The organism is Paraburkholderia phymatum, assembly GCF_038900715.1.
Classification (GTDB): Bacteria; Pseudomonadota; Gammaproteobacteria; order Burkholderiales; family Burkholderiaceae; genus Paraburkholderia; species Paraburkholderia phymatum_A.
Window position 1 is genome coordinate 91,299 of sequence record NZ_JAYMRZ010000027.1, and the last position, 14,798, is coordinate 106,096.

Here is a 14,798-nt window from a genome sequence, read left to right on the forward strand (position 1 = left end):
CGGCGCATGAGGCAGCGAGCTGGGCACCTCGCGATGATCCGATGACGCCTGCGTGTCGGGCCATCCACTTGTCGCGGAGCGTGCCAAACTATCCGTCGAGAGTCGCGGAACTGAGAGGTCGGAGTCGTGTGCCCGAGCAGTCGGCGACACTTTGTCGTTCTTGAATGGCGGCCGCGGCCCGATAACTTCCGCCAACCATGTGATCCCCAATTGGTTAGATACCCGCTGCGTTAAGGGTGCAGGGAGTAGCCCGCCGGAGGAAAGTAGCTTGCGGCGGAAAGGCAGTAGCCGCCTTCGTAATTGCATGTTTTTATCGGCGGTGATTCCTCAGATCGTCCAATGGCGAACCATCCCCCAACCAAAGCGGCACCGATGAATACGAGGAGCAACCACTTATATCGTTTCATACCTCCTCCGTTCTGGATCGACTTCTTGGAAACATGAAGGTATCTACGTCAAAGTTCAGCAGGTCGGTGATCGTCCCGTTGCGATGTGGTCCGTCCAATTTGCTCATCGACTCGCGGATTCCGCGGGCTGGGCGTAGTGCGCCAACAGCTCGCTCATTTCACGAGGCATGCGTTTGCGGCGCGGGTTGTAAAAGGGTGAGAAAACCTTGATCAAGATCGGCAGCGTCGCTTTGTTTACAGCCTTACGCATCGCCCTTTCGCGCAGCTTGGATTGCTGTATTTCGGTTTCGTCGAGCTCGGCACGGTCGGTTGCCAGAAGATACGCGGTACACCGCTCCGTGTAACCGTTGATATGCCGAGCCGCTCGAATGAAACCGTATATGCGGTAAAAATAGCCATAGACAACGGATTTCCATGGTCCCTTTGCACAAAGCGTTTTAAAGGCATCGAAACATACTGTCCGATGTTCGAACTCCTCCGCAAGATGCCATTTCCATAGTTGAACCGCGTATGGATCCGCACCCTCCAGCAACATATCAATGGCGCCACTGAACCAAACCTCTGCGGACGCACAGCCCAACGCTTCGAAGCCCTCGCAGTAGGCGAGGTTGAACCTGAGCGATTTGGCCGTCAGGAAGCGTTGATAGTCCGCTTTGTATTCCTCCTCGATAGGCAACATGCCCGCGTAGCCGCCATCATGCATGAACTTGTTGAAGGCGACATGTTGCTTACAGTGCTGGGTCTCCTGCCGGATGAACACCCCCATTTCAGCATGCAGTTGGGCATGTGCGGGATCGAGTTCCTTGCGGGCCCACATCATCACTTTTATCAAGTATGGCTCAATGTGCGCTGGCACGATGGAGAAGGCGTTGTATGCCTGCGCAAACTCGCGATTGCGAGCCCAATGAGCGCGAAACCGTGAAAAATCGAAGGTTGGAAAGCGGACTTCCATAGCGTGTAGCTCGATTAAGTGTGATGAGAGCAAGCTGGGCGTGGTAACGAGGTTTCTAGCGATGTGGATCGCATGGCGGGGCCAATATCGGATCCGCCCGGCGAGCCGCCAGACGTATCCACGGGCGCGGCCGCAACCTACGCCAGCGTAGTTTGCATGGGGCATGCGTATCTCTTCGAGCTGATCGCCGCATGTTGCGTTGTCGGTTAGCGACCCTCATAATGAAAACTGATGATGTGTCATATTTGCTTACCATACGCCAGTTGGTGCCTACGTGCAATATGGATTTGCTAGTATCGGAAAGCGCTATCCCCAACGAAGGGTGAGGTCCCCTTGGGACGTGCAATTCGCAACTTGGAGGAAGAATGGAACAGGAGACTGTTGTGGACGGACCTGCATCGGCAGCAATGCTTCGCGCCGGGACCTTTTGGGGCCTCGTGAGTAGGCGAGCGGCTGCAACGCCCGATGCGCCGATGTTGTTGGACGCGACGGGTGGGCGCATCACCTATGCCGAATTCGCAACTGCCGCCGAGCGCTTGGCGGCAGGGTTGCTCAAGGTTGGTATTGGGCCCGGAACGCCGGTCACCTGGCAACTCCCGACTCGAATCACGACGGCGCTTTTGGTCGCAGCCCTAAGCAGGCTCGGCGCGGTGCAGAATCCAATCATCCACCTGTATCGAGAGCGAGAGACAAGCGCGGTGCTGAGGGAAAGCCGCTCTGCATGGTTTATCGTGCCAAGCCGATTTGGCGGCCGGGATTTCGAAGCATTTGCGAGGGAAATTCTGGCCGCGTTGCCCACGCCGCCCAATCTCCTGGTGTTCGATGGCGAGCTGCCGGATGGCGACCCGGCGAGCTTACCGCCGCCTGTATCATGCGATGCCGTTCGCTGGGTGGTCTACACGTCCGGCACCACTTCAGCTCCCAAGGGCGTTCGTCATACAGACAGCACGATCATGGCAGCCGGATATGCGCTTGGCCATGCGCTCGCGATGAACAACTCGGACGTGGGGACAATTGCTTATCCGTTCGCGCATATCGGCGGTCCGATGTATCTCGCGATGATGCTCGCAAACGGCATGTCTGCCGTGATGATCGAGAACTTTGTGCCGGCGCAAGCGGCGGCGCTATTCAGGCGCCTCGGTGTCACACAGTCGGGTGGCAGCACGACACACTATCAGGCCTATCTCGACGAGCAACGCAAGGCACCTGACGAACAATTGCTGCCCAGGTTGCGCATGCTGACGGGGGGGGGCGCGCCGAAGCCGCCGGCGCTATTTCGGCAAGTGAAGGACGAACTCGGTTGCATTATCGCGCATGCGTATGGAATGACCGAGGTACCGTTGATCGCCCAAGGCTCGCCGGGCGACAGCGAAGAGCAACTGACCTATACGGAGGGCCGGGTGGTGGACGGCGTCGAAGTGAAGATCGTCAAGCGGGATGGCACTGTCGCGCGCGCGGGAGAGGAGGGAGAAGTGTACGTACGGGGTGCGACGGTCTGTCATGGCTATACTGACGAGGCGTTGAACGTTGTTGCTTTTGATCGGGAGGGCTTCTTCCGGACCGGAGATCTCGGCGTTCTGCGGACTGATGGCCACATTAGCCTTACGGGGCGCCTCAAGGACGTCATCATTCGCAAAGGCGAGAACGTCGCTGCAAAAGAGCTCGAAGACTTATTGATCACCCACCCAAGTGTTGGGGCAGTGGCGGTGATTGGGCTGCCAGATGCAGAACGAGGAGAACGAGTTTGCGCCGTGGTTGAAGCGAAAGCTGGAAGAGATCCGCTGCGGTTCGAGGAGATGGTTTCTTTTTTGAAGAGCACCGGGCTGATGATGCAGAAAATTCCCGAACAGCTCGAGGTGGTCGAGCGATTGCCGCGCAACGAAACCTTCAATAAGGTGCTCAAGCACAAGCTGCGCGAGCAGTTCGCAAAGCCGGCATGATGGTTTACCACGGCCAGCTCGAATGATAAAGGCGTTCACCGCCATGGCGGCAAGTGGGCGGGGGCATGTCCGTGAGCGCCGCAAGCGTGGGGCGCTCACGGACCGATGCCCTCCTCGCATGCGGGCGGCCCGTCGTCACTCTGTCCGCCCAAAGGAGATCGAGGGCCTCCAGTCTTGCCCGTCGCAGGCCGTCACACCCCGTATCCCCCGCGGTCTACATCGTGACCAGCTGCTCGGCATCGCTCAACGCGCGGCCGAAAGCAACGCAAAACCGCGCCGCCTCTGCGCCGTTGATGACACGATGATCGTAGCTAAGAGAGAGCGGCAACATGTGGCGCCAGGCAAGCTCGCCGTCGACGTTGACCGGTTTATCGTAGCTCTTGGATATTCCCATGATCGCCAACTCCGGGGCGTTGATGATGGGTGTAAAGGCTGTGCCGCCTATCGAGCCCAGCGAGCTGATCGACAGACTTCCGCCGGACATCCGCTCCATCGGTAGACCTCGGTCGCGAGCCATCTGGGACACCAGAGCAATCTCTCGGGCAATCTCAACCACTGGCTTCTGATCAGCATCGCGAATTACCGGTACCAGCAGTCCCGCCGGCGTGTCGACCGCGAATCCGACATGGAAGTATTGCTTGTAGACGAGATGCTTGCCGTCGGCGTGGATCGACGCGTTGAACTTGGGGTGGTCCCTGAGTGCGACGACAGCGGCTTTCACGAGAAAGGCGAGCGGCGTGATCTTGATGCCATGCTCAATCGACAGCCGTTTGCGCGTCGCCTCGAGATCCGTAATGTCGGCCGCATCGTGATGCGTGACGTGGGGGATCGTGACCCAGTTGCGAGTCAGGAAGCGAGCGACCATCTTCTGGGTTCGCGAAATGGGTTTCATCTCCACCGGGCCGAACGCTGCAAAATCGACGTCCGGCCATGGGGCGAGATCAAGGGCGGGGGCAGCAGGTAACTGGTCAACGGGAGCAGAAGTCATAATGCGTCTCCGGATTTGGCGTGAGGCGAGTCCCGGGGACCCACCAGGGCGTCCGATCGAAGGCCGGACATGAAACGTGCCCGGTCCATGACAGTGTCGAATGGTCGCGGGCTTCGCAAAAAATCATATCGCGAAATTACTGACTGTGCGTCAGTTATTTTGGCTCGCCGTCGCTTAGATTCGAGGCGACAGATGAGTGCCGTTGCCACCTCACTCTTTGTCCACTTGCCTCGGGCAATCCATGCTTGCCACGCTGCCGACCGCATGCTAGTGTGCTGAAAAATGACATGTAGTCAGCTTTTGGCCGCGCGCCTCGAAATCTGAAATCGTGGGACGAATATGAACTCCGACTGGAATCATGACGAGACGGGAAGCAGGGCTACCCAATCGTTGCGTTGGCTTATCGATAAATGGTTCGCTCCCAAGCGGGGCGACGTCGCGTGCCTGACGCTGTCGCGAAATGCACCTACAGCTGAATGCCGTTACGTTCGCGTCGAGAGCGCAGGAGAGGGAGGTAAGGTTACGATCATCTTCTTTCGTCATGTTGATGGCTCATGGCGCGTCTTTCCTCCTTCGACGAAGCGATTGACGTTCGCCGTCGGATGAGCCGGCTGCAACGACGGTCTGCTGTTGTTTCCTGGCAAGGCGGAATTGAGAGAGCCCCGCTCCGCTAGAAAGCGGAAGAAAGTTGATTGTTGTTTCCGTCCAGCTTGCCAAACAGTCAGGCTGCTGCAGCCCCTGATGTAAACTGATGATATGTTAGTTATTGCGCGCACGATCCGAAGCAAGGTAGCCTAGAAGACAGAAGTGCCACCAAGTTCGATACTGCTGAACTCGGACCGATGATCATAAAATTTCGTCGATCTAGTATCGGCTAACAGGAGACAGGAAAATGAAATTTGGGGTATTCATCGCTGCAACCGCACTGGCAGCGGCAGTAGCGGGTGCCGCCATCGCGTCGCCCACGCAGGAAGAGGCTGCGCAATTGGGCAAAACGCTGACACCGGTTGGGGCAATCAAGGCCGGCAATGCAAATGGCACGATTCCCGCGTGGGACGGTGGAATTTGTACGCCGCCTGCGGGCTACAAACCGCGCAATGGCATCGGTGGTTTCCCGTATGTCGATCCATACGCAAACGAGAAGCCGCTTTTTAGTATCACCGCGCAGAATATGGAGAAATATGGCGACGAGCTCGATGAGGGCGTCAAGGTACTGTTCAAGCGTTATCCGAATTACCGCATGGATGTATACCCGACCCATCGTTCTGCGTGCATGCCCGACTGGGTATACGAAAACACGATCAAGAACGTGATGAATCCGAAGACGGTGTCGGGTGGTCTCGGCCTTGAGGGGGCGCACGCCCAGGTGCCGTTCCCGATTCCGAAAGACGGTTACGAGGCGATGTGGAACGCCAACATGAAGTATACGTACCCATGGATCCAAGGAGACCTTTCTTTTCTACTGGTCGACTCGGCCGGCAATCGCACTGTCTTGAACGTGGAGAAGACCGAAGAGTACCTGCCGTACTGGGACGAGAAGTCGGCTGCGCTCAAGAGTGACCAGTATTATTGGATTCTGAAATCCACCAACACGCAACCTGCGGCGGAAGTCGGTACTGCGAGCCTCATGGCGCTTTACATGCGTCCGGACATCAAAGACAACATCGCGTGGAGCTATATACCGGGGCAGCGCCGCGTACGCTTGGCTCCGGAGTTCAAGTACGACACTGTGTCATCGAATTCGGGAGGCATGCTGCTCTATGACGAGATCAACGGCTTCTACGGTGAGATGGATAAATACGACTTCAAATTGATGGGTCGGAAGGACATGTATGTGCAGTACAACGCGTATCGCACGGAGATGGCAACTGCAGAGCAGCTCGGCACGAAGAACTTCGAAAATCCCGACTACGCCCGCTGGGAACTGCATCGCGTTTGGGTTGTACAGGCTGATCTCAAGCCCGGCCAGCGGCACGTAGAAAAGCGAAAAGTTTTCTATATCGACGAGGATAGCTGGAACATTCTTGCGTACTACGGGCTGGACCAGGCGGGCAAGGTGTACCACTACATGCAATTGCCACTGTGGCAGGAATATGAAAAGCCGTCGCCGTGGAACGGTAACTATATCCTGTATGACTTCAACAAGGGCGCCTGGGCTAGCGGGTCGCAACAGGGTAATCCGGACTTCAAGCAGACCGGCTTCTATAAGGTCAAGCCATTCGGCTCGAACCACTTTGCGCCGGAAGAAATGGCTGGTTCGGGATTGCGTTGAATCAAGCGGGGAGGCAGAGGTTGAATCGCATCGCCATTTTGACGCTTGCCGCACTGGCCTTTGCGGGTGCCGCAGGCGCTGCGGCGCCGAGCGTGCCGTCTTTCAAGGACCCGCTAGATTTGGCCGCTCCGGCGACGGCCCTCGGCGCCCGCATGCAGCTCGCGGCGGTTACGCGTGCGGGCAACCGCTTGGTGGCGGTCGGCATCCGTGGCCTGGTGATCTACTCCGATGATGAGGGCAAGCACTGGAGTCAGGCACGCGTGCCGGTAAGCGAGGAACTGGTGGCGGTGCAGTTCGTGACGCCTGAAATCGGTTGGGCAGTAGGGCATGGAGGCGTGGTTCTGCATTCTGAAGATGGTGGCAAGACATGGGTCAAGCAGCTCGATGGCCGTATTGCCGCCAAGCTTCTGAAGGCGCATTTCTCGGCTAAAGCTGCAGCGGGCGATTCACGAGCGAGAGCCTACCTAAACGGTGTCGACCTGAACTATCAGGACGGGCCGGAGCAGGCGCTGCTCGGCGTATGGTTCGAGGACGAGCGAAACGGTTTCGTGGCTGGTTCGTTCGGCACGCTCCTGTCAACTCATGACGGCGGGAAAACTTGGGAGTCGTGGATGGAGCGGGTCGACAGCGACGATCTCTTGCACCTGAACGCCGTCCGAGGGATTGGCGGCAATATCTACTTGGCATCGGAACACGGTACCGTGTTCCGCCTGGATCGCAACAAGCAACGGTTCGTGCCGACTAGCACGGGGTACGGGGGCAGCTTCTTCGGGCTGGTGGGGCAGGGCAATACAGTGGTAGCGTACGGCCTCCAGGGTACCGCCTACCGGACCGCAGACGCCGGTGCAACGTGGCAGCGTATCGATACCGGCGTACGGTCTACGATCGATGGCGGGACGGTTCTGTCTGATGGGCGCATCGCGCTTGTCACTCAGGACGGACAGATCCTGATAAGCGCGGACGATGGTCGGCATTTCAGGCCGGTCGCGGTGCGCTCGCGCTCCCTTTTCCAGGACATTGTCCAAGTCGGCGCTTCTTCCGTGGTGGTGGTGGTGGGTTCCGACGGGCTGCAGCTCGCCGGCCTCGAATAGCTGGGCCGGCCCCGTCGCCTGCCGTTTCGATCGAGAGAATGAACATGGCTGTTGGACTGACTCACGAAATGCCGATAATTCGCGAGGTGGACGATTTCGACCGTGCCAGCGGCAGTTGGCTTGAACGCATCATCTTCAATCATCGCCTGGCGTTCCTCGTGCTCAGCGCACTGATCACGGCATTTTTGGGATGGCACGCAACGAGGCTCCAAGTCAACGCGAGCTTCGAGAAGATGATTCCGAAGTCGCATCCTTATATCGTCAATTACTTCAAAAACCGGGAGGCACTTCCTAGCACCGGAAATAGCGTACGAATCGCGGTCGAAGCTATGCATGGAACTATCTTCGACAAGGACTATCTCCGAACCCTGCAGAAAATCAACGATGCAGTCTATTTGCTTCCGGGAGTCGATCGCGCTTGGATGCGCGGGCTATGGACCACGAGTCTGCGTTGGACAGAAGTTACTGAAGAAGGTTATCGCGGTGGGCCGGTCATGCCCGATCCATGGGATGGCTCGCCTGCCGCGATGAACAAACTGCGCAGTAATATTGCGCGCGCCGGAATTGTGGGGAGCTACGTATCCAGCGACCTGAAGTCGTCGATGATCGTGGTTCCGCTCATGGACTGGAACCCGGTGACAATGAAACCGCTCGACTATGCAGAGTTTTCGCACGAGCTTGAGACCAAAGTGCGAGCGCAAGCCACGGATAACGTTCGGGTGCATATCGTCGGTTTTGCGAAGCTCGTTGGCGACCTTATCGACGGTCTTCATACAATAGTCTGGTTTTTCTTTACGTCAGCGCTGATCGCAGCACTATTCGTTTTTCTCTATACGCGATGTGTACGCAGCACCGTGCTACTTGTGGTTGCGGCGCAACTGGGTGTGATATGGCTCCTCGGCCTGATGCAACTGTTGGGATATGTGCTGGATCCGTACCTGATTCTCGTGCCCTTCCTCGTGTACGCGATTGGCCTATCGCACGGGGCGCAAAAGATGAACGGCATCATGCAGGACGTCGGTCGCGGAACCCACAAATACGTGGCGGCGCGATATACGTTCCGTCGCCTCTTTCTCGCGGGACTCACCGCGTTGTTGACTAACGTGGTTGGCTTTGCGGTGATGATCATCATCGATATCCCGGTGATCCGGGACATGGCGCTCACGACGAGTATCGGCGTCACCGTGCTCATCTTTACTAAGCTGGTATTGATCCCGGTAATGCTGTCCTATATCGGCGTAAGCAAAAGGGCGGCGCTGCGCAGTCTTCGCGATGCGGGGAGCCCCGGCGCCAAGCGGGGAATGGGTGCTGCTATCCGGATGCAACTGATTCGTTTCACAGAGCGGCGCCGGGCGATCGTGGCGATTTGCTTTGCCGCGCTAGCGGTCGGCGGCTCGCTAGTCGTGCGGGAGGGCATTCAGTTTGGCGATCTAGACCAGGGGGCTCCAGAGTTGCGTCCTGATTCTCGCTACAATCTCGACGATGCATACATCAATGCGAACTACGGTCTATCGAGCGATCAATTTGTCGTGATGTTGAAGACGCCGCCCGGCGAGTGCATCCGCTATGCGACTCTAATAGAAGCGGACCGTCTGGAGGGGGAGCTTGCGCAGCTGCCAGGGGTTCTAAAAACGTTTTCCACTCCTGATGGAATTCGTCTTGCAACAGCAGGGATGTTCGAGGGCAATCCTAAATGGTTCGCCATTCCCAGAAATAGCAGCAATCTGTCACAAGCATTCAATAGCTTCACGAGTGACAGACCCGAGCTCGCAGACAGGACCTGTGCGGTTACGCCCATCATCGCGTATCTGTCGGACCATAAGGCCCGAACGCTCGATCGGATAGTGAAGACTGTGCAGGCGTTCTCCGCCGTCCATTCCGTGCCTCAACGTGAATTCCAGCTTGCCGCCGGCAGCGCAGGGATCGAGGCGACAACGAACATCGTGGTTCGGCACAGCTTCTGGACAATGCACTTCGTGCTTTATGGAGCTGTGACGTTGCTCTGCTTTATCACATTCCGAAGTTGGCGTGCCGTAGTGGTTGCATTGATTCCGTTACTCATTACGTCGCTGCTTTGCGAGGCGCTGATGGTGGTGCTAGGCATCGGTATCAAGGTGGCCACACTGCCAGTCATAGCCGTCGGTGTCGGCGTGGGAGTGGATTATGCATTGTACTTACTCAGCATCCAGCTAGCATTGCAGCGGCGGGGCGAGAGATTGGCGTCGGCGTATGGGCAGTCGTTGGACTTTACGGGACGCATTGTTGGTCTGGTCGGCATGACAATGGCAGCTGGCGTCGTCACGTGGGCATGGTCCCCGATCAAGTTCCAAGCGGATATGGGCTTGCTGCTCACATTCATGTTCCTCTGGAACATGATCGGTGCTCTGGTGTTGATTCCTGCACTCTCGCACTTTCTCTTAGGTGGAGCGGTCGACAAGGCCCCGCCCGCTTCGCAGGAGTTTCACAGCGTTGTCGCGCCTCCTTTACGCGAACTCAGCCCGGCGTCGAGGGGGCAATAGTCGTCGGAAAGGCAGTGACGTCGCGCACGAAGTCCTGCGGGATTTTCCCGGCTTGAATCGAACGTCGCGCCTTCGCTGAGAACGTTCAACGCACGAACCGGCGCGAAAAAATAGTTTTAGGAACTGTGCTTATCGAGAACGGAGTGCAGGCAGAGTTAGTTCGGAATACTAATGAAATTGCCAAATCGCTTCTTGTGACGGACGATAGGTGATCAAATTAACATGATCGATGAGTATGTTTATCGTTGGTGTTGGTGTTTGAAGGAGTTGATTTATAGAGCGACTGAATTGAATGTGCTGGGTCGATCCTATTCCTGTTATCCGTGCGGGACCGGGCGAAATAAGGTTTATCATAATTTTATTAAAAGGAGACGCGATGGAAAAGGAAATAGGAATGCGACGGGGCTGTTCGATACCGGCGCTGGCTGGTGTGGTGCTTTGCATGTTGGGCGCGAGCGGCGGTGCGCACGCTTTTTCGATCGACACAGGAAACCCGGATATCGATCTTCGTTGGGATAATACGATTTCGTATACGGGCGGTGTTGATGCCGGATATCGAAGCATGCCGTTTTATAACAACGGAGGTTTTGATGAAACGGAAGGTCGTTTCACTCCCGGTAACGTCGTGACGAGTCGGTTCGATTTTCTTTCTGAATTCGATATGAAGTATAAGGAGCGCTACGGTTTTCGCGTAAGCGCGTCCGCCTGGTACGATCCTGCGTACACTGATCACACTTACCCCAACCCGAACCTGCCGGGCTCAGGAAACTATCGAAACAACAAGTACAACAGCTATGCGTCGCGATACATCCTTGGACCGTCTGGAGAATTGCTCGATGCGTTCGTATTCGGCAAGTTTGATCTCGGTGGAACTACGCTCAATCTGAAGGTCGGCCAACACAACGTGTATTGGGGTGAGTCGATTTATTCGACTACTAACAGCATTGCATACTCACAGGGCCCGATCGATACCATTAAAGCCGCGACAGACCCGGGAGCTGAGGCGAAAGAACTTTTCCTGCCTCTCAATCAGATATCGGCTCAACTTCAGGTTAATGAACATTTGTCCGTCGCCGCACAGTATTATTTTGATTGGAGGCCATATCGTTTGGTCCCGGGTGGGACATACTTTGCAACAGCCGATGCAACGCGTGCCGATTTTGCAAGCCCTGGCGTGCCATGGGGATCGGACCTTGAGCCGAGAGACAGCGGGCAATTCGGCATTAATACTCGCTGGAGCCCAGATTGGCTGAGTGGGACAGTTGGCCTTTACTATCGGCGGTTCAACGAAATGCTGCCGTGGTCATTCACGCAAGTTAACGTACTCACAGGTGCAGCAACCGAGCGCCTCAACTACGCACGATACACGCAGCTCTTCGGTCTAAGTCTTACAAAGAATTTGGGGCCAGTGAGTGTTGGATCGGAACTGTCATTCCGAAAAAATGCGGCATTGAACTCGGTACCGGGGTATGTGGTATTGACGACAGGAGATGCGTCCTACAATCAGGCTGAAGGGGCACGCGGCAATACGATGCATGCGCTTGTAAATGGTATCTGGCTATTGCCACACACTCCGTTGTTCGAGAGCGGCACGTTCACGGCTGAGCTCACCTATAGCCATCTTATGAGCGTTACGGCGAATCCCAACCTGTATTTCGGGGTTGGCTACGCCTGCCCTGCTGGAAAATCTAAGTGGGATGGATGCTCGACGCGTGACTCTGTCGCAACGACCGTGGCGTTTACTCCAGAATGGGATCAAGTTTTCCCGGGTTGGGATGTTAATCTGCCGATCGTTGTCGGCTACCAGATTTACGGTAACGGGGCAGCGTTGGGCGGTGGCAACCAAGGTGTGATTACGGGCTCGATCGGAGTAAAGGCAACGCTGCGCAATCGCTATATTTTCTCCTTGTTGTTTTCCGATTCGTACGCCCGCTATTCGACCAATGCATCTAACGTCGCGAATCCGCTGTTTAACTCGACGGACGGTCCGTCAGTCTTGAACGGCCATGCGGTCGTTTTCGCATCATTTAAGACCACGTTCTAGAGCGCGATTGCTTTGAGGTGGCGACGGTTGCCGGACATTGGAAACAGACAACGAATCACCGCCACCGGCGTATTCGCAAGAGGGCCCGAAAGCCGCGCTTCGACGCGACTGCCCATCGATCGAATCACGAGAGAGAAGGAGAGAGGAGGCTATGCAGAAGATGGCAGTTGTGATTGGCGGTACGAGCGGGATTGGGGCAGCGTGTGCAAGGGCTTTATGCGCTGCCGGATTCCGGGTCGCCGCCACGGGGGTATTGGCGGGGGAGCTTGACGCGTGCCGATCCGATCCGGGGTTTGCTAGCGTCGAGCTCGATGTGCTTGACGTAAGGGACGCTGCTGCCGTAGAAGCCTTCTTTCGACGTTTTGCTCAGATAGATGCGCTCGTGAATGCGGCTGGGATTGGCCGCGGCGCAAGCGAGTTTACGGAAGAGGGCTTTCTCGCGACCCTCGATATCAACCTCTCCGGAACGATGCGAGCCTGTTATGCCGCGAAGCCGGCGTTGCTGGCTCGTGGTGGAAGTATCGTAAATTTCGGCTCGATCATGAGCTTTCTCGGTTCTCCGACCGCGCCGGCCTACGCCGCGAGCAAGGGAGGTGTTGCGCAGTTCAGCCGCAGCCTGGCTCTTGCTTGGGCGAAAGATAACATTCGCGTCAACGGGGTTGCGCCGGGCTGGATCAATACGCCGATGACAAAGAGCATGCGGGGAGATAAGGAGCGCAACGCGCGCGTGCTTGCGCGGACTCCGATGGGCCGTTGGGGCGAACCCGAGGAGATTGCCGCGGTCGTCACTTTCCTCTGTTCACCTGCGGCTTCTTTCGTAACCGGCATTGTGATGCCGGTTGACGGCGGCTATACAGCATGTGGAATCTAGACGTGGAGTGTCCCTGAACCATGGCCCTCGACTATCGAACTGTCAAAAACTGGCCCTTCGAACCCTATGTGCGCCAATACACCTGCGAGGAACTGATGCGCTTTGCCATGGGGTTTGGCGCGGGGCTGCCCGGCCCCTTGCAGGCCGAAGATATGCGCTACATCGGCGAAGGCTGCACAGAGGCCTTGCCGATGGTTGCGGTGGCACTGGCGGACGGTGAGTTTTGGCAGCGCGATCCTCGCGCGGGCCTGAACTGGAAACAGATCGTTCATGCCGAAGAGGCAATTACCATGCATCGCCCTTTGCCGCTAGAAGGGACCGTGATCGTAGAGCGTCGCGTGGTTGAAATATTCGATCGAGGGGTAGGCAAGGGTGCTTTGGTGCATGAGCAGCAATTGCTCAGGGATGAATGTGGGGTAGCGATCGTCAGCGTCGACGTTCTCACGGTATTGCGCGGCGATGGTGGGTTCGGCGGGAGCGGTGAAGGTGCGCCGCGTCCGCGCCCTGTCCCCGGCGATTGCCCGCCAGATGAAACGATCGAACTCGTCACGCCCACCGCCGAGGCGCCGTTGTTCGCATTGTCCAGCGAATTTGATGTTACCGCGAGCGTGCTCGGTGCCGCGCCAACGCAACGTATCTTGCGCGGCATGTGTGCGTTCGGACTTGCGGGGAGGGCAGTGCTCAAGCTCGCATGTGGCAATCAGGGAATGCGCCTGCGGCGCCTATCTGTCCGCTATGCAGGGGCCATGCTGACGGACGAGACGATGCGCGTCGAGTTATGGCATACAGGCGAGGGGCAGGCGGCGTTTCGCATGCATGCTATCGAACGAGACACGCCGATCTTGCATCACTGCCATCTGGCCTTCGAGGTCTAACGGCTCGACCTCGCCGGATTTTCTCTCAAATCATAGCTATTGAAACCAATCGGCGGTGAGTCGCCACGTCCCTATCGACGCGGGCCTACCGACGCGGGGAAGCCAACTGCGGGCACCGGTAAATATGAGGCGAACAAAGGAGGCGTCCTGGGAAACGCGCAATCAGATACTCGACGCCGCGGAACACGTGTTTCTCGAGCGAGGCGTCGCTGCCACGACGTTGGCGCAAGTCGCTAGCAGCGCTCACGTTTCGCGCGGTGCCATCTATTGGCACTTCGAAAACAAGAGCGACCTTTTTTCCTCGATGGTTGAGCGCATCATGCTGCCAACCGAAAGCTTTGTCGCTTCGATCGAGCGCGTATGCGAGTCGGATCCGCTGGGCCGCATGCGAGCAGTCTTGATTGCCTCGCTACGCGATGCCGCGTGCAATCCGCGCACATGGCGTGTGCTTAACGTGATCTTCACGAAATGCGAGCTTACGGACGATTCCGGCGCGATGCTGTTGCGCTGTCGAACTGCCGCAGTCGAACTGAGGGCGCGGCTGAAGGTAGCTTTGCACGAAGCAATGTTGAAGGGCCAGTTACCCTCGGCACTGGACGTCGAATACGCATCGACACTGCTTCAGGCGTTGTGGGCGGGGGTGCTGCGAGAGTCGCTTCTTGATTCATCAGTTATCGAGTTGGACCGGGACGCGGAGCGCATTGTGGAGACTTGGCTCGATGTCCTGCGCCACAGCCATGCATGCCTGACCGCATGGCATGCCTTGAGGCAAGACGTCGCGGCTCACCTGAGCCACGCTTGATCCAGAACCGCCCCGACGCTTCGAGCGTGGGGGCGCT

Annotated in this window: 10 protein-coding genes; 8 read left to right on the forward strand and 2 right to left on the reverse strand. The window is 57.2% G+C overall.

The window, feature by feature from the left end; translation table 11 throughout:
• Positions 1-510: 510 nt before the first annotated feature.
• Positions 511-1,359 carry a metal-dependent hydrolase gene (locus VSR68_RS35320; RefSeq protein ID WP_342944190.1) on the reverse strand — a complete coding sequence of 283 codons (849 nt, stop codon included), beginning with the start codon at positions 1,357-1,359 and terminating at the stop codon, positions 511-513.
• 365 nt (positions 1,360-1,724) lie between these two features.
• On the opposite strand from VSR68_RS35320, the gene VSR68_RS35325 reads away from it, so the two are divergent.
• Positions 1,725-3,299, forward strand: coding sequence for an AMP-binding protein (locus VSR68_RS35325; RefSeq protein WP_342944191.1), 1,575 nt, complete (start codon positions 1,725-1,727; stop codon positions 3,297-3,299).
• 214 nt (positions 3,300-3,513) lie between these two features.
• Here VSR68_RS35325 and VSR68_RS35330 read toward each other — a convergent pair whose 3' ends face one another.
• The gene (locus VSR68_RS35330; protein WP_342944192.1) at positions 3,514-4,287 is read right to left on the reverse strand and encodes a 2-oxo acid dehydrogenase subunit E2; all 774 of its coding nucleotides are present in this window, start codon (positions 4,285-4,287) and stop codon (positions 3,514-3,516) included.
• 892 nt (positions 4,288-5,179) lie between these two features.
• On the opposite strand from VSR68_RS35330, the gene VSR68_RS35335 reads away from it, so the two are divergent.
• The 7 genes from VSR68_RS35335 to VSR68_RS35365 all read left to right on the forward strand — a co-directional run bounded on the left by VSR68_RS35335 (position 5,180) and on the right by VSR68_RS35365 (position 14,761).
• Positions 5,180-6,559, forward strand: a complete 1,380-nt coding sequence (locus VSR68_RS35335; RefSeq protein ID WP_342944193.1) for a DUF1329 domain-containing protein — start codon at positions 5,180-5,182, stop codon at positions 6,557-6,559.
• A 20-nt stretch (positions 6,560-6,579) separates the two neighbouring features.
• Positions 6,580-7,650 carry a WD40/YVTN/BNR-like repeat-containing protein gene (locus tag VSR68_RS35340; RefSeq protein ID WP_342944194.1) on the forward strand — a complete coding sequence of 357 codons (1,071 nt, stop codon included), beginning with the start codon at positions 6,580-6,582 and terminating at the stop codon, positions 7,648-7,650.
• Between the two features lie 44 nt (positions 7,651-7,694).
• Positions 7,695-10,169 carry an efflux RND transporter permease subunit gene (locus VSR68_RS35345; protein WP_342944195.1) on the forward strand — a complete coding sequence of 825 codons (2,475 nt, stop codon included), beginning with the start codon at positions 7,695-7,697 and terminating at the stop codon, positions 10,167-10,169.
• A 376-nt stretch (positions 10,170-10,545) separates the two neighbouring features.
• Positions 10,546-12,213 carry a DUF1302 domain-containing protein gene (locus tag VSR68_RS35350; protein ID WP_342944196.1) on the forward strand — a complete coding sequence of 556 codons (1,668 nt, stop codon included), beginning with the start codon at positions 10,546-10,548 and terminating at the stop codon, positions 12,211-12,213.
• A 151-nt stretch (positions 12,214-12,364) separates the two neighbouring features.
• The gene (locus tag VSR68_RS35355) at positions 12,365-13,084 is read left to right on the forward strand and encodes an SDR family NAD(P)-dependent oxidoreductase (protein WP_342944197.1); all 720 of its coding nucleotides are present in this window, start codon (positions 12,365-12,367) and stop codon (positions 13,082-13,084) included.
• A 20-nt stretch (positions 13,085-13,104) separates the two neighbouring features.
• Entirely contained in the window at positions 13,105-13,959 is an 855-nt protein-coding gene (locus tag VSR68_RS35360) for a MaoC/PaaZ C-terminal domain-containing protein (RefSeq protein WP_342944198.1), read from the forward strand.
• A 124-nt stretch (positions 13,960-14,083) separates the two neighbouring features.
• Positions 14,084-14,761, forward strand: coding sequence for a TetR family transcriptional regulator (locus VSR68_RS35365; protein WP_342944199.1), 678 nt, complete (start codon positions 14,084-14,086; stop codon positions 14,759-14,761).
• The last annotated feature ends 37 nt before the right edge of the window (positions 14,762-14,798 follow it).